The organism is Desulfonauticus sp. (assembly GCF_055126295.1).
Genome location: NZ_JBSRHE010000013.1, coordinates 19,055 through 40,396, shown reverse-complemented (window position 1 = coordinate 40,396; position 21,342 = coordinate 19,055). Strand labels below are relative to the sequence as shown.

The 21,342-nt window shown below is 38.2% G+C and carries 22 protein-coding genes and 1 tRNA gene; 11 read left to right on the top strand and 12 right to left on the bottom strand.

Features of this window, described 5'->3' with window-relative positions; all coding sequences use genetic code 11:
• Positions 1–13: 13 nt before the first annotated feature.
• A complete protein-coding gene (locus ACTCIM_RS08560) occupies positions 14–211 on the top strand; it encodes a ferredoxin (RefSeq protein ID WP_472315014.1) in 198 nt (65 codons plus the stop codon).
• A 139-nt stretch (positions 212–350) separates the two neighbouring features.
• On the opposite strand, the gene ACTCIM_RS08555 is transcribed toward ACTCIM_RS08560, so the two are convergent.
• The 9 genes from ACTCIM_RS08555 to ACTCIM_RS08515 form a co-directional block, all read right to left on the bottom strand.
• On the bottom strand, positions 351–1,721 hold the full coding sequence (locus ACTCIM_RS08555; protein ID WP_472315012.1) for an outer membrane homotrimeric porin: 1,371 nt from the start codon (positions 1,719–1,721) through the stop codon (positions 351–353).
• A 209-nt stretch (positions 1,722–1,930) separates the two neighbouring features.
• Positions 1,931–2,932, bottom strand: a complete 1,002-nt coding sequence (locus tag ACTCIM_RS08550) for a glycosyltransferase family 9 protein (RefSeq protein WP_472315010.1) — start codon at positions 2,930–2,932, stop codon at positions 1,931–1,933.
• Positions 2,933–3,027: 95 nt separating this feature from the next.
• Positions 3,028–3,810, bottom strand: coding sequence for a 4-hydroxy-tetrahydrodipicolinate reductase (gene dapB / locus ACTCIM_RS08545; protein WP_472315009.1), 783 nt, complete (start codon positions 3,808–3,810; stop codon positions 3,028–3,030).
• A gap of 15 nt (positions 3,811–3,825) precedes the next feature.
• Positions 3,826–5,835: an NAD-dependent DNA ligase LigA gene (gene ligA, locus ACTCIM_RS08540; protein WP_472315008.1), complete on the bottom strand. Its 2,010-nt coding sequence runs from the start codon at positions 5,833–5,835 to the stop codon at positions 3,826–3,828.
• The gene (locus ACTCIM_RS08535; RefSeq protein WP_472315006.1) at positions 5,836–6,867 is read right to left on the bottom strand and encodes a potassium channel family protein; all 1,032 of its coding nucleotides are present in this window, start codon (positions 6,865–6,867) and stop codon (positions 5,836–5,838) included.
• Between the two features lie 15 nt (positions 6,868–6,882).
• Positions 6,883–8,139, bottom strand: a complete 1,257-nt coding sequence (locus tag ACTCIM_RS08530) for a glutamate-5-semialdehyde dehydrogenase (RefSeq protein WP_472315004.1) — start codon at positions 8,137–8,139, stop codon at positions 6,883–6,885.
• A gap of 26 nt (positions 8,140–8,165) precedes the next feature.
• On the bottom strand, positions 8,166–8,510 hold the full coding sequence (locus ACTCIM_RS08525; protein WP_472315003.1) for a DsrE family protein: 345 nt from the start codon (positions 8,508–8,510) through the stop codon (positions 8,166–8,168).
• Between the two features lie 61 nt (positions 8,511–8,571).
• Positions 8,572–9,717 (bottom strand): MFS transporter, encoded by a 1,146-nt coding sequence (locus tag ACTCIM_RS08520; RefSeq protein WP_472315002.1) that lies wholly within the window; start codon positions 9,715–9,717, stop codon positions 8,572–8,574.
• 16 nt (positions 9,718–9,733) lie between these two features.
• Positions 9,734–10,183, bottom strand: a complete 450-nt coding sequence (locus tag ACTCIM_RS08515; RefSeq protein ID WP_472315001.1) for a DMT family transporter — start codon at positions 10,181–10,183, stop codon at positions 9,734–9,736.
• Between the two features lie 78 nt (positions 10,184–10,261).
• On the opposite strand from ACTCIM_RS08515, the gene ACTCIM_RS08510 reads away from it, so the two are divergent.
• Complete coding sequence (locus ACTCIM_RS08510) at positions 10,262–12,046, top strand: thioredoxin domain-containing protein (protein ID WP_472315000.1); 1,785 nt, start codon at positions 10,262–10,264, stop codon at positions 12,044–12,046.
• Here the strand turns inward: ACTCIM_RS08510 and ACTCIM_RS08505 are convergent.
• A complete protein-coding gene (locus ACTCIM_RS08505) occupies positions 11,980–12,900 on the bottom strand; it encodes a DMT family transporter (RefSeq protein ID WP_464278612.1) in 921 nt (306 codons plus the stop codon). The two genes, ACTCIM_RS08510 and ACTCIM_RS08505, sit on opposite strands and share 67 nt — an antisense overlap.
• A 199-nt stretch (positions 12,901–13,099) precedes the next feature.
• Here ACTCIM_RS08505 and ACTCIM_RS08500 point away from each other — a divergent pair.
• Positions 13,100–13,177 (top strand) — tRNA-Arg (locus ACTCIM_RS08500).
• 428 nt (positions 13,178–13,605) lie between these two features.
• Here the strand turns inward: ACTCIM_RS08500 and ACTCIM_RS08495 are convergent.
• Positions 13,606–13,977, bottom strand: coding sequence for a hypothetical protein (locus ACTCIM_RS08495; RefSeq protein WP_472314999.1), 372 nt, complete (start codon positions 13,975–13,977; stop codon positions 13,606–13,608).
• Positions 13,978–13,987: 10 nt separating this feature from the next.
• A complete protein-coding gene (locus tag ACTCIM_RS08490; protein ID WP_029965480.1) occupies positions 13,988–14,533 on the bottom strand; it encodes a type II toxin-antitoxin system antitoxin SocA domain-containing protein in 546 nt (181 codons plus the stop codon).
• A 385-nt stretch (positions 14,534–14,918) separates the two neighbouring features.
• On the opposite strand from ACTCIM_RS08490, the gene ACTCIM_RS08485 reads away from it, so the two are divergent.
• From ACTCIM_RS08485 to ACTCIM_RS08450, 8 genes are all read left to right on the top strand, one after another.
• Positions 14,919–16,196, top strand: coding sequence for a double-cubane-cluster-containing anaerobic reductase (locus ACTCIM_RS08485; RefSeq protein WP_472314997.1), 1,278 nt, complete (start codon positions 14,919–14,921; stop codon positions 16,194–16,196).
• Positions 16,197–16,203: 7 nt separating this feature from the next.
• Positions 16,204–16,950 (top strand): acyl-CoA dehydratase activase, encoded by a 747-nt coding sequence (locus ACTCIM_RS08480; protein WP_464280234.1) that lies wholly within the window; start codon positions 16,204–16,206, stop codon positions 16,948–16,950.
• A gap of 82 nt (positions 16,951–17,032) precedes the next feature.
• Entirely contained in the window at positions 17,033–17,665 is a 633-nt protein-coding gene (lolA, locus tag ACTCIM_RS08475; protein ID WP_464278608.1) for an outer membrane lipoprotein periplasmic chaperone LolA, read from the top strand.
• Positions 17,666–17,676: 11 nt separating this feature from the next.
• Positions 17,677–17,850 carry a hypothetical protein gene (locus tag ACTCIM_RS08470; RefSeq protein WP_464278607.1) on the top strand — a complete coding sequence of 58 codons (174 nt, stop codon included), beginning with the start codon at positions 17,677–17,679 and terminating at the stop codon, positions 17,848–17,850.
• A 472-nt stretch (positions 17,851–18,322) separates the two neighbouring features.
• Positions 18,323–19,606, top strand: coding sequence for a hypothetical protein (locus ACTCIM_RS08465; protein WP_472314996.1), 1,284 nt, complete (start codon positions 18,323–18,325; stop codon positions 19,604–19,606).
• A gap of 16 nt (positions 19,607–19,622) precedes the next feature.
• The gene (locus tag ACTCIM_RS08460) at positions 19,623–20,228 is read left to right on the top strand and encodes a MotA/TolQ/ExbB proton channel family protein (protein WP_472314994.1); all 606 of its coding nucleotides are present in this window, start codon (positions 19,623–19,625) and stop codon (positions 20,226–20,228) included.
• Position 20,229: 1 nt separating this feature from the next.
• Positions 20,230–20,631, top strand: coding sequence for an ExbD/TolR family protein (locus ACTCIM_RS08455; protein WP_472314992.1), 402 nt, complete (start codon positions 20,230–20,232; stop codon positions 20,629–20,631).
• 5 nt (positions 20,632–20,636) lie between these two features.
• Entirely contained in the window at positions 20,637–21,341 is a 705-nt protein-coding gene (locus ACTCIM_RS08450; RefSeq protein WP_472314990.1) for an energy transducer TonB, read from the top strand.
• Position 21,342 lies beyond the last annotated feature (1 nt).

Genomic DNA, 21,342 nt, shown 5'->3' with positions numbered 1-21,342 from the left:
AAGGAGGTTTGTTATGAGTAGAGAAGTTATTTTAGACCAGGATGAATGCATTGGGTGTGAAACCTGTGTAGAGCTTTGTCCTGGAGTTTTTGCCTATAATGAAAGCGAAAACAAAGCCTATGTGATTAATCCTGATGGCGCCAGCAAAGAAGAAATAGAAGAGGCCATTGAATCCTGCCCTGCTCAGTGTATTAGCATGACCGAAGATTAGTTGGGGTTTGTTTTTTTGTTTAAAAGGCCCTCTGTGCAAAAGAGGGCCTTTTTTATTTTAGATTTGGAGAAAAAAATAAAAAGGGCCAGGCTCAAAGCCTGGCCCTTTTGCTTGCAGGCGTCAGGGTTATAGTTTGAAATTAGAAGTTATAGGTAACACCTACGCTAACTTTCCAGGCAGCATCATCTTTGTAGTTGTCACCCCTGGTTCCTAAATCTTCATCATAGTTGGCTTTGAGGTAACCAAGTTCTACGATAGCTGCCAGGTTTTCATACATTTGATACTTGGTGTTGAAGTCAACTTCCCAAAGAGAGTCTTTGGTGGTTAAAGTAGAATCATCTAAGTAACCATCATCTACAGCATCTTTGTCAGTTGTACCTCTAGCATACATAAGGATAAACTCATGAGAAAGCTTATCAACAAACTTAATGTCTCTTAAGGCAAAACCTACAGCCCAGAGGCCAGAGGCATAAGCTCCAATTTCACTGTCATAGGTAAAGCTGGAACCAGCAAAACCAAAGGTAGTAGGAGCAAATACTTCAGTGTAGTATACAGGAAAACGTCCATAATCGTTATCCTTTAAATCGCTGGCATCATCTCCAGTGCTATAAACAAAGAAAACTTGAGGAGTCATCATGTCCATTTTGTAACTTACAGCTAAATCAAAAAACCAACCAGCAACATCTACATCATCACCAGTAGTATCAGCATCAACCTTACCATAGTTAAGATCGCCATCAATTACGATGGGATCAAACATGGTTACCTTAAAGTTTAAACCAGCCCACCAGGCAGAAGAATCATCTTCAAAAGTTAAACCTGCAGGGAGGTTAGAATAGCCACCATCTCCGTTATCAGCAGGAAGGCCACTATCTTTACCGATCCAGGCATAAGCGAAGAAGGGGTTTAAGGCTACGCCATCCAGTTTTACAGGAACAACCAGGAAGGCAATATCAGTTTCATCGTTTCTGCTATTGTTACCATCTTCTTCATATTTATCATAAGGTCTGGCCCAACCAGCTACTACAGAAACCATTTCATTAACAGGGATGGTGGTAACCAGAGCAGCTACATCACCACCAAAAATGTTGGAACCAAAAGCACTGGGCAGTTCTACCCACTGCAAACCAGCCTTTACATTGATTTGAGTTTCAGGAAGATTAAAATCAAGGTAAGCGTGTTTTACTTTGATAATACCAGGGTTATCTGAAGAAAGGTCAGCAGCGCCAGGTTGCCCCCAACGGAAGTTACCAATTTCCAGGCCCAAAACAGCCTTTACATTTTCATTGGCAATAAAATCAAACCAGACTCTAGCTCTTTCTTTAACATTAAAATCATCTTCACTCTGGCCGTCACCATCTGTGTTGTCGGCATCCTGGTAATTCAAATTATCAGTCCAGTTGGCATGGGCGCGCCAAGCACCACGAGCTTTGAGCTCAACAGCAGAAGCCATGGCTACAGTGCCCAGGATAAAGGCAGCCATGATTGCAAGAATAGCAAATCTTTTCATGTTAAGTTTTCCTCCTTTTGAAGTGTTGTTTTTGAGTGCAACTCAAAAACCCCTATGCAATTAACAAAGACCCCTGACGCCGAAAAAGAGATTTTCTCCCTTTTCCTTAAGCAAGGCATATTAGGGAAAAGGAAAAAATTGTCAAGTTAATTTTGACTTTTTTTTGACCCTGGTTCAATTTTTTTTACGGTTAAGTTTTTTGAACCGGTTTACAGGCCCTTTTCCCAAAAATTTTCCAGGCTGGTAATGACTTGGGGAACCTCTATTTGTTGCATGCAATGGTGGTGCTTTTGAGGGCAGGCTTTATGGCCATGCAGTCCGCAGGGCCTGCATTTTAAGGGCACTTCCAGGACTTTTCCCAGTTTATAGGGATAAAATCCAAAAGCAGTAATGGTGGGACCAAAGATAACCACTGCAGGCGTGTTCAGGGCCTGGGCCATATGTACTGGTGCAGAATCATTGGAAAGAATAACCCTGGCTCCCTTAATCAGCCCAAAGCTTTCCCGTAAGGAAGTTTTGCCCACCAGGTTTAAGAGGAGAGGGGAGTTAAAGCCAGTTGTAATCTGGGTTGCAAAGGGTGCATCTTCCCTATCGCCAATTAAAACCACCTGTACTTTTTTCTTTAGCCAATAAGAGATTACCTCTTGAAAACCTTGCCTGGTCCAGCGTTTGGTGGGCCATTTGCTGCCAGGCGCAATGAGCAAGTAGTCTTTATAAGTGAGCCCATAAGTTTGGATTATACTTTTCTCTTTAGAGGTTAGGTAGAGTCTGGGTTCAAAAACAAGTTTGTTTTTGGCATAGGTACTTAGACCCTGCAATAGGCTTAAGTTCCTTTCTATTTCATGGGTGCCGTCAAAAGCATGGGGAAAGGTTTTGGTATATAAAAAGGAAAATCCAGCCCGGTCAAAGCCAATTCTTTGGGGGATTTTACTTAAAAACAGGGCCAGACTGGCTCGATGAGAGCGGTGAGGTGAGATAGCCAGGTCAAAGCGGGCTTTTTTTAGTTTCTGGATAAAGCTAAAAAAATTTTCCTTTTTTTCGTATATTAGCAGGTTATCTAAGTGGGGGTTATTTTGAAATACAGCCCTGGCAAAACCTTTGGCTACCAGAGTGATTTTGCTCTGGGGGTAAAGGTTTTTTAAAGAGGCAATTAAAGGCGTGGTCAGGATAAGGTCACCTAAAAAAGCAGTTTGCCAGACAAGTATATTCAAAGTGAGTTTAACTCCTTTTACTTCTTTTAAAGATAAGAAAGGTCAGGAGAGTTAAGTCCTGACCTTAAATTTAAGAGCCTGGTTTTTTAATTTTTTTAACTTAAGACATCAGCCATGGAATAGAGTTTGCCTGCTGGCTTAGTATAAAGCCATTTGGCTGCCCGTAAGGCTCCCTGGGCAAAGGTTTCCCTGGAATGAGCCCTATGCGTTACTTCTATGCGCTCGCCCGGGCCAAAAAAGTACACAGTATGGTCGCCAACCACATCTCCACCCCTTAGGGTTTGCAGGCCTATTTCTCCTGCAGGCCTTTGGCCAATGATACCTTCACGGCAATACCTGGCCACCTCTTTTAGCTCCACCTTTCTGGCTGCAGCCAGGCATTCTGCTAGTTTTAGGGCAGTACCAGAGGGTGCATCCTTTTTAAACTTGTGGTGGATTTCACTGATTTCCAGGTCGTATTGCTCTCCCAGCAGGGTTACTAGCTGAGGAAGTATCTTTAAAAGCACGTTTATGCCCACACTCATGTTGGGGGCCAGGAGTAAAGGAGTCTTTTGGGCCAGGTCCTTTAGGATGGAGATTTCTTCAGGGCTAAAGCCAGTGGTGCCAATAACTGCCTTTCCCTGCAGGTTAGCACAAAGTCTAGCAGTGTCCAGGCTCACTTTAGGGGTGGTAAAGTCAATAACCACACTGCCAGGAAATTTTTGCAGGGCTTCTTCCAGGCTGGAGGTCTTAAAAGGCTGGCTAAATTCAATTTCTTTTAACTTTTCCTCTCGTTCAATTAAGGCTTTTACTTCCAAAGCCGGGTCAGCCAGGGCCAGGGTGGTGATAGTTGAGCCCATTCTACCCTTTGCTCCCAGGATAATTAAAGGTGTATGCATAAAAACTCCTTTTGCTTAAGAGATTAATTTTAAAAACTCTGTTTCTGAGATGGTGTTTAAACCTAGTTTCCTGGCTTTGGCCAATTTACTGCCAGGGTCTTCGCCTACAACCACAAAATCCACCTGAGAGGAAATGGCACTTACCACCCTTCCTCCCAGGGTTTCTACCTTTGCTCTGGCTTGAGCACGGCTCAAACTCTTTAATTTTCCAGTAAAGATAAAAGTTTTTCCTGTCAAAGGCAGGTTTTGCTCGGCAGTTTCTTTTTTTGCCTGGGGCCAGAGTCCCAGGTTTTTTAAGTCCTGTAAAAGGTTTTGATTTTCTTTGAGGCTAAAAAATTCCACAATAGAACGGGCCACTTCTGGTCCAATGTCTTTTAATTGCATCAATTCTTCTTTGCTGGCCTGACTCAGGGCGTCCAGGTCTTTAAAGTGGCTGCTTAAGATTTTAGCGGTTTGTTCACCTACATGCCTGATGCCCAGGGCATAGATCAGTTTGTCCAGGGTGAGCTTTTCTTTAGCCCTTTTTATGGCCTGAAGTAGATTGGAAGCAGATTTTTCTCCCATGCGGGGAAGTTTTATCAGTTCTTCCTTTTGTAAGCGAAAAATATCTGCTGGAGTCTGGAGCAGTCCTTTTTCCATAAGCAGGGGTATCCACTTTTTACCCAATCCCTCTATATCCAGGCCTTTTTTGGAAACAAAGTGAATCAAACTTGCTTCTAATCTGGCTGGACAGGAGATGTTTTCGCAGCGAATGGCCACCTCCTGAGTGGATTTTTGCAATTTACTTCCACATACAGGGCAGTTTTCAGGAAAAATGATTTCTTTTTCTTCCCCAGTTCGCTCTTCCTTTAAGGGCCGCACCACTTCCGGGATTACATCTCCAGCTCGCTGTACCAGCACCTTATCGCCTATTTTTAAATCCTTGGCTTTGATTTCGCTTTCATTGTGGAGAGTGGCTCTGGAAACCACCACACCGCCTAAAGAAAGGGGCTCTAAAAGGGCTACTGGAGTGATTACTCCTGTCCTGCCCACCTGAAAAAGCACATCCTTAAGGGTAGTTATGCCTTGCTTGGCTGGAAATTTTAAGGCCAGGGCAAAACGAGGGGACTTGGCTGTAAAGCCCAGGAGCTTTTGGTGAGCCAGGGAATTTACCTTAATCACCACTCCGTCTATTTCAAAGGGAAGGGAATTCCTCTGCTTTTGCAACTCCAGATAAAAGGATTCTATTTCTTGCAAAGTTTTTACTTTTTTTCCCAGAGGAACAGTGGGCAGGCCCAGGTTTTTTAACTTAGAGCTGAGTTCTTCCTGGGTTTTCCCCTCAAAAGAGGAAGGCTCTACCTTGCCTACTCCGTAGGCATAAAAGAAAAGAGGGCGCCTGGCTGTAATTTTGGGGTCCAGTTGCCTTAAGGAACCTGCAGCTGCATTTCTGGGATTGGCAAAGGGCTTTTCTCCTTTTTTTAGTTGCTCTGCGTTGAGGCGTTCAAAGTCTTTTTTGTTTAAAATCACTTCTCCGCGTACTTCCAAATAAGCTGGATAGGGCGGGAAAAGGTTTAAGGGCAGGTTTTTTATGGTTTTTAGGTTGCTGGAGACATCTTCTCCTACTACTCCATCTCCTCTGGTACCACCCTGTTTAAACTGCCCTTGTTCATAAACTATTTCCACCGCCAGACCGTCTAATTTGGGTTCCAGCCAGAATTCCAGTTCCTCTGCAGGCAAATGTTTTTTTACTCTGGCTATAAAGTCAGCCACATCCTTTAAAGAAAAGCCATTATCCAGGCTATACATGGGCAAAGAATGAGTAAAGGGAGAAAATTCCTTCAGAGGTGGACCACCTATTTTTTGGGTAGGAGAATTGGGGTCAAAAAATTGAGGGTACTTTTCTTCCAGTTCCTTAAGCTCTGCGTACAAGGCGTCGTATTCTGCATCACTTATTTCAGGGTCATCTAAAACATAGTAGCGATAGTTGTGATAGCTTATTAGTTTGCGTAATTCTGTAATTCTTGCTTTTATGCTCTCTAGATTCACCTATAAAATCTCCTCAATACGCCGTAAATTTTCCTTGCTGCCCACAGCAATGAGGGTGTCTCCAGCTTCTATGATGGTTTTGGGACCAGGATTAAAGACCATTTGACCATCTTTTTTCTTAATGGCAATGATAATAAGGTTGTAGTTAGGCCTTATTTGGGATTGAATGAGGTCTTTGCCAGCTAAAGTGGATTTTTCTGAAATAATCAGCTCTTCCATTTGCAAGTCCAGGGAGCTATCTTGCATAGCCAGGTCCACAAAGTCAGTTACATTGGGTTTTAATACTGTTTGGGCCATGCGAATCCCCCCAATAAGGTGCGGGGTCATTACCTTGGTAGCGCCAGCTAGTTTTAGTTTGGGAATGGTGGTTTCGTGGTCAGCCCTGGCAATAATGGGTAGGTCTGGGGCCAGTTGCCTGGCAGTTAAGACCACATATACATTTTTGGCTTCATCATTTAGGGCAGTGATTAAGGCTTTGGCTTTTTTGATATTGGCTAAGACAAGGTTTTTTTCAATAGTGGCATCCCCATGGATATGGTCAATGCCCTGTAGTTTTAAGCGCTCTACAATTTGTTCGTCCTGTTCAATTACTACTACAGCGTGTCCTTCCTTGAGTATTTCCAGGGCTACCACACTGCCAATACGGCCGAATCCACAGACAATAAAGTGATTTTCCTTTTTTGCTAACATACGCCTTAACCTTTTTTGTTTAATGATTTCCTGGAGGGTTCCATCCACCAAAATCTGGGAAAAGGCGCCCACCAGATAAGCAAAGTTGCCCACTCCCAGCAAGATTAAAAGAGAGGTTAAAATTTGTCCTCGCTCACTTAAAGGATGAACCTCATGAAAGCCCACTGTAGAAAGGGTGATAACCACCTGGTAAAAACTTTCTAAAGGTGTCCAGCCCTCTCCCCAATAGAAGACCAAAAAACCATAGACAAAAACACAGGCCAATGAGGCTCCCCCAAAAAACAGGGGGAAAAGGGGGCCAAGTTTTTGTCTAACTAGTCTAAAGTAGCTGACTTTAGCCATGGTATTTCCTTGGTTTTAAGCTGTCCTTATTTGTCCTTGTCCCAAAACTATAAATTTGGTGGAAGTAAGTTCCCTTAAGCCCATGGGTCCATAGGCGTGGAGCTTGGAAGTGGAAATGCCTATTTCTGCTCCTAAGCCAAATTGCCCACCATCGTTAAAACGAGTGGAAGCATTGACCAGTACAGCAGAAGCATCCACTTCTTGCAAGAACCTTAGGGCTAAATTGTAGTCCTGGGTCAAAATGGCCTCAGAATGATTGGAACCATAAGTCTCAATATGCTCCAGGGCTTCTTCCACCGAGGAAACAGTTTTTACTGCCAGGTCTAAAGATAAATACTCCTTGCCCCAGTCTTCTGGAGTGGCAGGTACACTTTTGGGCAAATAGGGTTGGCTTAAGCTACAGGCATGAAAGGTTACTTTATCTCCCATTTTTTTCTCTAAAAGGGGAAGAAAAACAGGGGCAATTTCTGCATGAACCAGGAGACACTCCAGGGCATTACACACCCCAGGCCTTTGTACCTTGGCATTATAGACGATTTCCAGGGCTTGCTCCAACTGGGCGTCTTTATGGACGTAAATATGGCAAACCCCTTTATAGTGTTTTAGGACTGGCATTCTGGCCTTTTCCACCACTGCCCTGATTAAGCCTTCCCCACCTCTGGGGATAACCACATCAATGTATTCTTCCAGTTCTAAAAGGTATTCCACAGCCTTGCGCTCTGTGGTAGGCAGGGAAATTACTCCATCTCTGGGTAAGCCTGCTTCCTCCAGAGAGCTGGAGATAAGAGAGGACAAGATTTGATTGGAATAAAAGGCTTCTGAGCCACCTCGCAAGATAACACTATTGCCCGCTTTTAGGCAGAGAATGGCAGCATCTATGGTTACATTGGGCCTGGATTCGTAAATAATGGCGATTACCCCTAGGGGAATACGCATTTTACCTACCTTAAGGCCATTGGGGCGGACCTGCATTTCTTCAATTAAACCGACCGGGTCAGTAAAATTGGCTACTTCCAAACAGGCCCTGGACATGGAGTCTAAGGTGTCTGCAGTTAGCCTCAGCCTATCTACCCTGGCAGCATCCAGGCCTTTTTCTTGAGCCAGTTGCAGGTCTTTTTGGTTGGCTGCAAAAATTTCCTCTTTTTGACTGAGTATTTTTTCAGCTAAAAGCCCCAGAGCCTTGTTTTTGGCCGCAGTATTTACTTTGGCCAGTAGCCTGGAGGCCTTTTTGGCCCTCTGAGCCAAGGTGGTTATTTCTTCCTTTAAGTCCATCTTCTCCCTCTCCCTTTTTAAGTTTATTAAAACACAATCACATCATATCCTTGATTAAAATATTTAAACATGGATGGATGGCCTTTTAATTCAGCTAGTAGAGTTAGGCCAAGTGCTTTTACCTCTTCCAAAACCCCCATTTTTTGCGAACAGGCCTGACAGGCTCCATAAAAGAGATTTTGGCTTTGGGCTTGTTGGTAGAATTGAAAAATAGGACTTTGCTGATTGCCAAATTCCTTTACCAGAGTGGTTGCCTCTCCTTCCAGAATTATGCCCACTTCTATATCCTTTTCCTTTAATTCCAGGGCATTTAAAAGTACGTGTAAAAAACACATGGGTTCTTTTTTAAAGACAAAGAATACTTTTTTCATGGCTTAAGCCTCCTTTGGCAAAGCTTATAACTTAGTTATTTCTATAAGACAACATTCTTGTTTAATTGGAAGGAGTCTTATCCGGTAGTTTGATTAGCTGAACAAAAAATAGAGAAGCACAGCTTAGGACTGCGCCTATTAAAAAGGGTAGTTTATAATCTTGCATCCAGAGGATTCCGCCAATTACAGGCATGATTACAGCTACAATATGATTGATGGTAAAGCCTACAGCCATAGAAGGGGCAATATCCTTGGGGTCAGCTATTTTTTGAAAATAGGAGCGGATGGCCAGGGCAAAGTTAAAGAAAATGTGGTCCAAAATATACATCAGGGCTACTAAATAGCGGTTTTGTAAATAGGCGTAAGCCAGAAAAATGAAGATAAGGGAGAAGTATTCTAAAGACAGGACTTTCCTTTCCCCAAAATAGTTAATGGCCTTGCCCAAAAAAGGGGTTAACCAGTAGTTTATTAGATTGTTGAGGACAAAAAGAAAGGCTATTTCAGCCAGGCTAAAGTGAAATCGCTTGACCAGCAAAAATACAGCAAAGGCAATAAAGATTTGCCTTCTGGCACCAGCAAGTAAGGTGAGCACATAAAAGAGCCAGTATCTTTTTTTAAGAATCATTTTTTTGTGTTGAAGAGGAACTTCTTTATCTAGAGGGTTTTGCCTGAGGGCCCAGAGTGCTCCTGAGGCAATGATTATTCCCAGAAAAAGAAAAAGGGAGGAATAGGAAAGGAAAAAAGAAAGTGCAAAAATAACAGCTCCAGCCAGGATGTTGGTTAAGTGGGAGAAACTTTTAAGTCTTGCCATAACTAAAGGAGCTTCTTGTTGGGAAAAGTATTGAAGGGTTAAGGACTGGTTTAAGGTTTCATAATAGTGAAAACCAAAGGACATAAGTAAGGTGGTAAAGATAAAGCCATAAAAGGTGGGTAAAAATCCAGTTAAACCAATTCCCAGAGCCAGAAGAAAAACAGAAAAGACCAGCAATCTGTGTTCCTTAAACCAGAGCAAAAGATAGATTACCAGAAGGGCTAAAAAACCTGGCACTTCGCGTAAAGATTGCAAAAGCCCCATTTGCTGGCCATTTATATTTACCACTTCTACAGCAAAGTTATTTAAAAGGGTGCGCCATCCCTGAAAACCAAAAGTAGTTACTACTGTTAAGACCAGAAGGAAAAAATACATTTTTCTTTGGGTGTAGGACATATAAATAAACTCCTTTTTAAAAGCGGTGGGTAAGATAGACGCCTATTCCCATTAAAATGAGCCCCAGGATGCGCCACCAGGAAATGGGATGGACAGGATAGCCTAAAATTCCAAAGTGGTCGTAAAGCAAAGAAGCCAGGATTTGGCCTGTGAGCAATAAGCCCATTAAGGTGACAGCACCTACTTTGGGGGCAAGGATTACGGACACGAGCACAAAAAAAGCACCTAAAAGCCCTCCCAGATAGGCCCACCAGGGAGCCTGGGTAAAGGCCTTTAAAGGTATGGGCAGGATTTTTAGGCTAAAACTCAAGATTAAGAGAAAAATAGTGCCTACCATAAAGGAAATGGTAGAGGCCAGAAGGGCACTACCTAATTTTTGGTCCAGGATACTGTTTATACCAGGTTGGGCTGCTCCCACAATCCCGGCTAAAATACCTAAAAGAAAATAAAAAATACTGATTTTCATTTTTTCCTTTTTTAGATAAAGTAAAGTGAAAATACCTTTTCTTGAACTAACTTACAAGCAAATTATAAAGGGGTGGTTATGAACCTGTTAGCCCAGAGTAAAAACCTGTACCTTCAACAACATAAAGATAACCCCATTTTCTGGCAACCATGGGGAGAAAAGGCCCTTTTAGAAGCCAGAGAAAAGGATAAACCCATTTTCTTATCCATTGGTTATTCCTCCTGTCATTGGTGTCATGTAATGGCCAGAGAAAGCTTTTCAGATAAAAAAATAGCAGAAATCCTCAATGAAAATTTTGTCTGTATTAAAGTGGATAGAGAAGAAAGAGTGGACCTGGATACTTTGTACATGCAGGCCTGTTATGTCTTAAATGGATATGGCGGCTGGCCTTTAAACCTTTTTCTTACTCCAGAAAAGAAACCTTTTTTAGCTTTTACCTATCTTCCCAAAGAAAACTTACTGGATAGAGTAGGTTTTAAAGAGTTGGTTAAAAGAATAAGTATCTTATGGAAAAGGGAAAGAAAAATGCTGGAGGAGACAGCTTTAGAGCTAGAGAATGTGTTAAAGCAACAATATCTACCTGTGAAAAATGAATTTACAGGCCAGGAATTGGAACTGGCTTTAACCCAATTAAAAGAAGATATTGACTGGGAGTTTGGTGGATTGGGGAAAGCTCCTAAGTTTTTTCTTGTACCTAGCTGGCTTTTTTTAAGCAGTATCAGGGATAGGGAAGAGTTTGGGTCAATAGTTAAGAAAACCCTGAGGCATGTGGCTAGGGGTGGGGTCTTTGACCAGATAGGAGGAGGATTTTTTCGCTATAGTGTGGATAGGGAATGGAAACTTCCTCATTTTGAGAAAATGCTTTATGACCAGGCCCTTAATTTACTCCTTTTTCTTCGCGGATATAAATTATTTGGGGAAGATATTTTCCTTAGAACCATAGAAAAAACATTAAATTTTTGTTTTCAGAAAATGCAGGCCCCAAATAACGGCTTTTTTTCCTCTCTTAGTGCTGAAAGTGAAGGCAAAGAGGGCAGGTATTATCTCTGGAGGGCAGAAGAACTAGAAAAGACCCTCTCTAAATCAGAGTTTTCTTATTTAAAAGAAATAAGTAAAATAGAAGATAAAGGGAATTTTAAAGAAGAAGCAAGCGGAAGTTATACTGGAGAAAATATTATATTTTTATCGCCAGAAAAGGTTGGCAGTATAGACTTGAATAAATTAGACAAAATTTTTGCAAAGCTTTTGTTAAAAAGAGAGGAAAAGGTTTTACCAGAAATAGATAGAAAAATACTTTGTGATTATAACAGTTTATTTTTGTTTGCTCTTTGTGAATATTACCAACTTTTCCCACAAGAAAAGATAAAAACTGCAATAAAAAATCTTTTTTTCTTTTTAAAAGATACTTTTTATATTCAAGATGAGCTTTATCACTCCTTTATAGAAGGTGAAATAGGCAGTAAAGGAACTGCTTATGATTATACCTATTTTTTGATGGCCCTATCCAGAGTATATTGGTTGTTTAAAGAAGAATTTGTTTTAGATTTAATTCTGAGGTTGTTGGATAAATTTTGGGAGCTTTTTGCGGATGAAGATATTTATTTAAGTTCAAAGGGAAGCCAGGACCTTTTTTTAAGGCCCAAGCAATATTTTGACAATACTTTAATTTCTCCTCTTTCTGCCCTGGTTTATACTTTACTTTTTCTTTACCGTTTAAAGGGAAAGGATGCTTATTTGCATAAGGTAAAGGATATTTTACAATTCTCTGCCAGGAATTTTACTCAATATCCTGCTAATTACAGTTTTGTCTTTTTTGCTTTAAGGGAGTGGGATTTTCTGGAGCCTTTTTGGAAGATTTCCTGACTTAGGGCAATGCCAATTCCCACCAGGATGGCTCCACCTATTTGAGGTAAGTTTAGGGTTTCTTTTAAGAGTAGCCAGCTAAAAAAGAGGGTAAAAACCGGAATAAGGTTGACAAAAGCCGCAGCTTTGCTGGCAGAAATGGTTCCAACACCTTGATTGTAGAGGGAATAGGCGAGAAAGCTTACCACAGAGCCCAAGTAAAGTATAGCTAGAAAGCCAGAGAGGTGAAAAGAAAAGCTTTTCCAGGGGTCAAAATAAAGGGCCAGGGGAAGGAAAAATAGGCTTCCTATAATGGCCTGGGCAGCAGAGAGGAAAAAGGGATGGTAATTGCGGCTTAAAAGGCGTACCAGCAAGGTATAACCTGTAGCCATGGCCATGGCCAGAAATTCCAGGAAGTTGCCTAAGTAGGGGTTGGGGCTTGTACTTTCTGGATGGCTAAAGATGGTAAGTACATATACTCCTAAAATAGCCAGGATAAAGCCTAAGATAATTTTTAAGTTTAGAGGTTCTTTAAGTAAAAGATTGGCTCCAATACCTACCATTAGGGGTAAGGTGGCTACAATCAAGGAAGCTTGAGAAGCAGAAGTGTATTTTAAGGCATATCCTTCAAAAATAAAATAAAGACAGGGCTCAAATAAAGCCATCAATAAGATGAGTTTCAGGTCGGAAAAATAGATTTTTTTAGGTTTTATTTTGGGCCAGATAAGGAAAAAAATAAAGGTTGCTACGAACATACGGCCAAAAACAACTGTAAAGGGAGGATAGTTGAGTAAGGCAATTTTTAGGGCTACAAAAGAAGTACCCCAGAGTAACATGGCCAAAAGTAAACCTAAATAGGCGGTTAGTTTGCTCATAGTGTCTCCTGTGAAAGGAAAGCTACTTAGTGGTAAAAGTTTTTAGAGGCAAGTAAATTTTAAGGACGAACTTGTGAATAAAACTTAACTTTTTTGCAGGAAAAAGGGCCAAATAAGTCAAAAAAAATAAGGGTAGAAGGGCAGGCGATTATTTGGTTGCCAAGAGAGAAGAAAAAGTGTAAGAGTACTTCTTCTTAACGCCCCCGTAGCTCAGGCGGATAGAGCACGGGATTCCTAATCCCGGTTAGCCCAGGTTCGAGTCCTGGCGGGGGCACCAAAAGAGTCAATAATTCAAACTTGAATTATTAGTGTTTTTTTCCAAAAGCCTTAATTTATTCCTGAACATATTCTCAACTTGTCAAAACTTGAAAGATATAGTTTTTCTTGCTGGATTCCAGCTGAACTACAAGCATCATATAGTGAAAAATATCCTAAAAAACTAACCTGTAACTCTGTTTATTTACAGCTGTAGAATTAGGTTTTGTACTTGATTTATATGAAGAAGAAATTCTTTTTAGTTTAAAATGAATTCAGTAAAGTCTTCTTTATTGAACTTTTCGCTTTTGTTATTGAGTTTTATCTCAATATATTGTTAGATAGTATTGTTTGTGTAAAGTGGATAAAGACTGTAGTTACATGTGTATTTACAAATTTATATATTATTACTTCCTTTTTTTTAAAAGGGAGTAATTTTAAAAGTAAATTTTACAAGGAGTTTAATATAATTTTTTTATGTTTTAGAGATAAATATCTGCTATTTTTAACTACTTCTTTTATTCTCTGACATACATTTGGGGAAGCTGACCATACTTTGCCAGCTTGAATAGCTGCATCTATTGCTTGTTTTGGTAGCTGTTGAATACTTGAGGTATCAATATAAGATGTATGGGTTAGGCAGGATATTTCTAGTTTGCCCATAACCTGAACTTGAGCATCAGGAGCCTTATTCCAGGGTTTGGAGTTAATATAAAAAAAGAAAAAATATTCAGGAGCAACACATATGGCAAATTTATCATGGTCAATCCCATTTAAATATTTTTTAAAAACCAGAATAATATCTCCAGGATTTAAAGGCATAATAAATAAACTAAAGAACAATGGTGTGAGCTGTTTCTTTGAGGTAGGATATTAACTCATCACGGTTGGGAATATCATCATCTATAAATAATTCATAATCCATTTCTGAATGCATATTAGACTGTTGCCAGGCTTTTTCTTCATGGGTTATTTGAGTAAGAGAATTAAAATCAGTTTTTTCACATTTATCCATTGCTTCATTCAAACATTCCAGGTCTGTCTCTGAAAAAAAATCAAGATCAGGCTCACGTTTGGCAAAAACAGACGGAATATCATTTTCCTTTTTAACTTCCAGGGATTCATTAATCGCCTTTAAAATATCCTGAGGGATAAAATCACTTTTTTTAAGAATATCATAGGCAAAAGAACCAACAGGGCCATAGGGCATTTTTATATAAACATCTCCAAAGACCGGCCTTCCATATTTTTGAAGGTGGAACTTGTCTGCATAAAACAAAATTTTGAGAAGATTATGAAACCCGTTTCCAGGGTTTTTTTGTGCTAAAAAAACCAATGCTTCTAAAATTTTTTGAGGATTTGCTTTATACCTCAACATATTCTCCTCCCATTATTACCAAATTAATAACTATTAACTTCGAAATTCCATGTCAAGACCAGGACAAACAAAAAGCCCCCTCAAAAGAGGAGGGTAATAACCAATTTTAAATTACTCCTTGCTTTTTTACATTTCATCTTTTCTTGGTCTCCTTTTTTATCCTCAGTCATCTATTTTCCTTACTGGCTTCTCTTTTGCCTGGCCTGGAGATAAACAAGCCTTGCTTAAGCTAGGATCTTAAGATTTTAAAAATCTTATCAGGTTATCTTTTTGAATTTTCTATTCAAAAATAAAATATATTTTCTTGAAATCAATTGAGATTACCAATTTGCTGCCCTCTTTTATTCCCTTTATAAACAATAAACTTAATTTTTGGAGGTAGCAGATGAGTGCAGAATATCGGGAGATGTGGGAAAAACTGAATTTAGACCTTACTGCCCATGATGGATTGCTTACGGTTTTGGGCAAATTTTACGGAGACATTTACCTTTCTCAGGATAAGCGTTTAAAGGGAATGGAGTATCTGGATTTTGTAGTGTCAGAGGTGCACGGCCTGAGAATTAAAGAATTGCAGGACGCCAAGGCCAGAGGTCAAAAGGTAGTTGGTACCTTTTGTATTTTTGTGCCAGAAGAGTTGACTTTAGCGGCTAAGGCCATTCAGGTAGGGCTTTGTGCTGGAGCAGAAGCAGGCAAGGAAGAGGCTGAAAAAATAGTGCCCAGAAATACCTGTGCCCTTATCAAGTCCTTTATTGGCTTTAAGCTGGCCAGGTTATGTCCGTTTATTGAGTCCTGTGACCTTATTGTGGGCGAGACCACTTGTGATGGAAAAAAGAAAGCCTATGAAGTTTTTAAGGACTATGTAAATCTCTATGTAATGGAAGTGCCTCAGCAAAAGAAAAAGGCAGACAGAGAGCTTTTTAAAGCAGAAGTTCTGGCTTATAAGGAAAAGCTGGAAGAGCTTACAGGCAATAAAATAACAGCCGAGAGCCTGAAAGAAGCCATTAAACTGGTAAATCGCAAACGCAAAGTGTTGCAGAGATTGAATGCGCTTAGAGCCAAGGTGCCTACTCCCATTTCTGGTCGGGATGTGCTTCTTATAAACCAGATTAGCTTTTATGACGACCCACAGCGTTTTTGCGAGAAAATAGAGGAGCTCTGTCAGGAACTGGAGCAAAAGGTAAAGGAAAAAGAGGGCGTGGTGCCAGAAAATACCCCCAGGTTGCTTTTGGCTGGTTGTCCTATGGCCGTACCCAACTGGAAGCTTCCCTATCTGGTTGAAAGCTCTGGTGCAGTTGTGGTGGGAGAAGAGTCCTGTATAGGTACCAGGAATACCAGAGACCTGATGGATGAATCTAAAGAGACTCTAGAAGAGATGATAGATGCCCTGGTAGATAGATATATGCGCATTGATTGTGCTTGTTTTACCCCCAATGAAGAGAGAATGGAAAATGTGCTTAACCTGGCCAAAGAGTTGAAAGTGGACGGCGTTATTCAATATAGTTTGCTTTTTTGTCAGCCCTATCAACAGGAAAGCTTAAAATTGGGCAAGTTTTTAGAAAAAAATAATATTCCAGTACTAAATATAGAGACAGATTATAGTATGGAAGATGTGGAGCAATTAAAAACCAGAGTAGAAGCCTTTGTGGAAATGCTGGAAAAATAAAGTTATGTTGATTTTAGGTATAGATATTGGTTCGAGAAGTATTGAAATAGTGGGACTGGATAAAGGGGAGTTGCAGCTCAAAAAGCAACTCCCCACCACCTTTGACCCTCTGGCTCAGCTAAGAAAGGGGCTAAAGGACTTGGCGTTTGCGGGAGTGGTGGCCACAGGCTATGGTCGGGGGCTGGTGGATAGGCTGGATTTAAAGGTGCCTGTTAAGAAAATTACAGAAATAAAAGCCTATGCCAAGGGCGTAAGTGCGCTTTTTCCCCAGGCCAGAAGTATTCTGGATATAGGTGGGCAGGATACCAAGGCCTTATTGTTAAATGAGCAGGGAGGTTTGTTGAAGTTTGAAATGAATGACCGCTGTGCTGCTGGTACAGGTAAATTTTTGGAGCAAATGGCCAATATTTTTCAGATAGGTATTGAAGAATTTGGTCCCTATGCCCTTAAGGGAGATAGAGTGCCTGTTATTAACAGTATGTGTACTGTGTTTGCTGAGACAGAAGCTACTTCCCTTATGGCTCAGGGCGAGAAACCAGAAAATATTGCCCTGGCCCTGCATCACGCCATTGTAAAACGCTGTGTCAACATGTTAAAACGGGTAGGCGCAACTCCTCCTTTGATTTTTGCCGGAGGTGTGGCGCATAATCCCTGCGTAGCTCAATTGTTGAGCGAAAATTTGGGCTTTTCTCCTATCATTCCTCAAGACCCGGATTTTATAGGCGCTATAGGCGCAGCCCTTTCTTTTTCCTAAAAGCTTTCAGCTTGCTTAATTTGAGTTTAAGCGTTAAGTTTTTTAGAAGTTTTTCTGGAAAATTAAAAAATAGGATAAAAAAATGAAGAGATTAGTCTTCTTGTTTTTGCTGTGCTTATCCTGGCCTGTTTTACTTTGGGCCAGCGAGCCTCTGGATAAGATGCAAGCCAGTTATGAAAAGATTGTTTCCTTTAAGACCACCTTTTATCAGGTCCTGACCAATGCAGCGAGTAAAGAACAGGAACTGAGAAAGGGAAAAATTTACTTTAAAAAGCCAGAATTGATTTTATGGGAAGTAGAAGAGCCAGAGCCAGAAAAATTACTGGTCAACCCCCAGGGGGTATGGGATTATTTTCCAGAAGAAAATACAGCTTATAAATATCCCAAAGATAAGTTGTTTTCCTCTAAAACCATGCTCAAGTTTATTTCAGGTAAGGCCAATCTCAAAGAGGACTTTGTATCTGAGTTTATGGGTAAAGAGAAAGATGGCCTTAAGTTTAAGCTGGTGCCTAAAAATCCAGAACCCAATCTGGTGTTGGCCTTTATCTGGATAGATGAAAAGAAAAGTATTTTAAATAGGATTTTGCTGGTGGATTTTTTTGGTAATGGCAATGAACTTTCTTTAACCAATACAGAGATAAATGTTCCGTTGGATAATAAACTCTTTTCTCTTGATTTACCCAAGGACGTAGAAGTTATTGAAAATAATTCCTAGGAGGTAGCAAGGTGGTTATTGTAGTTAAGTCTTGTGCTGAATGTCCCTTTTGTACTAAGCTGGAAAATGGAACCCAAAAGTGTAATGTAACCTTTCCTCCCTATAGAGTTATCAGTACAGAAGATAAAGTCCCTGTATGGTGTCCTTTGAAAAAAGAACAGATAATTGTGCGCAATTTTTCTTAGTTTTTATGTAAATTATTTTTCTTATTTGAAGACTAAGATTGAGTTGTTTTTGGCTTAAAAAATTTTTTAAACTTTTGTTTTTTTAATCTAGTCTTTTATGTAATTTTCCACTCGATTATTAATGTCTATACTTTCTTTTTATATTTTTTAAACAGTCAGTTATTTCCTGCAGTCCTTTCTTGATATCCTATTTGTTTTTACAAATCTAAAAACAAGCGTGATTTTTTATCTATTTGAAATTTAATAATTTTTTATTTTTCTCTTTGTTTTTCGCCATCTTGACAAGAAAATTCTCTTTTTGTAATACTTTATAAAAAATAATGTTAAAAAATACAAATTTAAAAAAAAATAGTCTTTGAAAAAGAAGGTTGTTTTTTATTTGTTTAAAAAATAATAATATTTAAGGTAAAAAGTTGTGAACAATTTGGTCTGGAAGTTTGAGGCGGTGTTTTTAGGGGGGATAGTCTTTTTGATGGGAATTTTGGGAGGCAGTGGTTGGGCAATGAATTTAGAACAGGAAATAGCTCAAAAATTTTCTGGTTATGAAAGAGCTAAAAAAAGTATTCAAATAAGCAGGATGGTGAAAAAGGATGTTAATTCGAATGGTAAAGTGGATAAAATTTTGTTTTTAGATGAATCTGGTAAGGTAGTTAAAATAAAGTATGACCTGGATGAAGATGGTTTTTGGGAACAGACTGTTTTTAAAATAAAAGAAGGTATTTTAGTAAAAGAGTTATATGTAAAAGGTAAATATTTACCATATCATGTATTTATATTTGAAAAAAATAATTTAGTTTTAGAAAAAATGGACAAAAATAGAGATGGTTTATTTGATAAATATATATATTTGTGTAGAGATAAGTATATAAAAAAAGAAGATTTAAATTTTGATGGTAAAATAGATAAAATAACTTATTTTACAAATTCAGGAGATATACTGTATAGAAAAGAGTTTTTGGGTGATTCTAAAGATACAATAAAAACTATATATTTTAAATCTGGAAAAGTAAATAAAATAGAAGAAGTTAATAATGATAGAAATATAGTTATTGAAAAAAGTAATGGTTATTTAAGAAAAATTGTTTTTAATAAAATAAAAGGTAAATGGAAAAAGAAGATAATAAGTTATGATAAAAGTAATAATGTCCAGAAAATAATTTATGATATCAATGGAGATGGTCAAGAAGATGTTTACGAACATTATAAAGATGGAATTTTAGTAGGTATTGATAGAGATGAAAATTATAATGGTAAAATAGACTTTAAAATAGTCTATAAAAATAAAAATGAAGTTTTGTTAAAAAGAGATAGAGATGAAGATGGATTTTTTGAGGAGAATGTTTTTCTTAACAAGAATGAGAATAAAAAAATAATAGAAATTAGAAATGAAAAAACTCCTATTTTTAGGCGTATTGTTTATAAAAATAATATTCCAGTAAAAGAAGAAATTGTTGATGATAAATTTAAAAAAGTCATAGAGTTAAAAGTATATAATAAAGAGAGAAAGTTAGTTGAATATCAAAAAAAGGATAAGGATGGTTTTATAGATGTAATCTGGCTCTATTCTAAAGAAGGATTCCCTTGTTTGGCTAAAAAAGACAGAAATAAAGATGGAAAAATTGATACCTGGTATTTTTATGAAAATGGGAAGATTAGAAAAGTAGAAATAGATAAAGATGGTGATGGCAATCCAGATTCTTGGCAAGAATATAAAAATGGTAAATTGATTTCTAGTAGAAGGAGTTTGTTAAATTAGAAAAAAAGGGGTTTTTATGCTGGATTTATTGGAGAAGGGAGGTTTTTTAGTTATTCCTATTCTGGGTTGTTCTGTATTGAGTTTGACTATTTTTATGGAGCGTTGTTTTCGGTTTTTTCTTTGGAAAAGACAAAAAAAAGAAATTGGAGTTAATATTTGTGCTTACTTACGGAAAAAGGATGTAAGTTCTGCTTTAAAGATTGCCCTGGAAAGTAAATCTCCTTTGGGAAGAGTACTGGCAAAGGCCATTGAAGTAATAAAACAAGATAGAGAAACCATAGAAACAGTCTTGCTTCATGCCATTGAAGAAGAAGTAGATAGGTTTTCTAAGTATTTGCAAGTATTAGCTACTATAGGGAATGTTACTCCTCTGTTAGGACTTTTAGGGACAGTTATTGGTATGATTAAGGCTTTTATGGTTATTGAAGAAATGGGAGGCAAAGTAAATGCATCTGTGTTGGCTGGAGGAATATGGGAAGCCATGTTGACCACAGCCCTGGGGTTAGCCGTGGCCTTACCTACTATGTTGGCACATAGTTATTTAGTTGCTCAGGTTAATAAATTAGAAGCTAAGCTGCGGGATGGTAGCGTAGAATTTATTAAAGTTTTGAGCGTATTTTAGTATGTTAGTACACCCTAAGAAAAAAACAATATATTCTATTCAAGTACCTTTAACTTCTTTAATAGATATAGTGTTTTTGCTGTTAATTTATTTTTTATTAACCTCAAGTTTTATGGATCAAGAAGGAATTATTGTTAATCTACCTAAGGCAGATACAAAAGCTTTAAATGTAAAACGAGAAATAATTGTTTATATAGAAAATAATGGTAAGATATTTTTTAATGGTAATTATATAAGTTTAAAGGAATTGTCGTCAAAGTTAAAAAAAGATAAAAGTTTTAAGTTAGAAAGCGTAATCATAAAGGCTGACCGAGAATTAGAACTAGAAAAGGTCGTAAGTGTAATGGATGTTATTCAGAAAACTGGTTGTAAAAAAATTGTTTTAGCTACTGAAAGAAATTAATTGAAATGGTTGAATTTAAAGATAGTAAGTATTTTTTTATATTCTTTTTAATTTCTTTAAGTATACATTTATTTTTGATTAATAAAAAAGAGTATATTGCTAAAAAAGATATGAAAAAAGATACTATATATATGGAGATAAGCGTTCAAGATTATATTGTGCCAAATGAAAATATAGAGGTTCCTTCTTTTCCAAGAGAGAATAAAAATATTGATAATAAATATTTTACTAAGGACTTATATCCTTTTCCTATAGATGATACTTTTAATAAATTAGATGATTGGAAAACTGTAGAAGCTTATGAACAAGAAAAATTAAATATGGAATCTATCCCCAGGATGGAAGATGTTTTTGATAATGATTTAGAAGAAAATAACTTTGAAAATAGAGAACATATTAAACAGGAAAAAAATAGTTTTGATAGTATAAATAATGAATACATAAGTTCTTTAGTTAGATTAATAGAAAAAAATAAAATTTATCCCTATAAAGCTAGATTAAAGAGAATAGAGGGAAGTAGTGTGGTTGGTTTTACTCTTTATAAAGATGGATCTATTTCCAATTTAAAAATTATTACTAGTTCAAAACAAGATGTTTTAGATCAAGCTGCTTTGCAAGCGGTAAAAAAGTCTTCGCCTTTTCCTGTTCCACCAAGTTCTTTAAATTTACCTCGAGCTTTTAAAATTAGAATAAAATTTAAATTAGAATAAA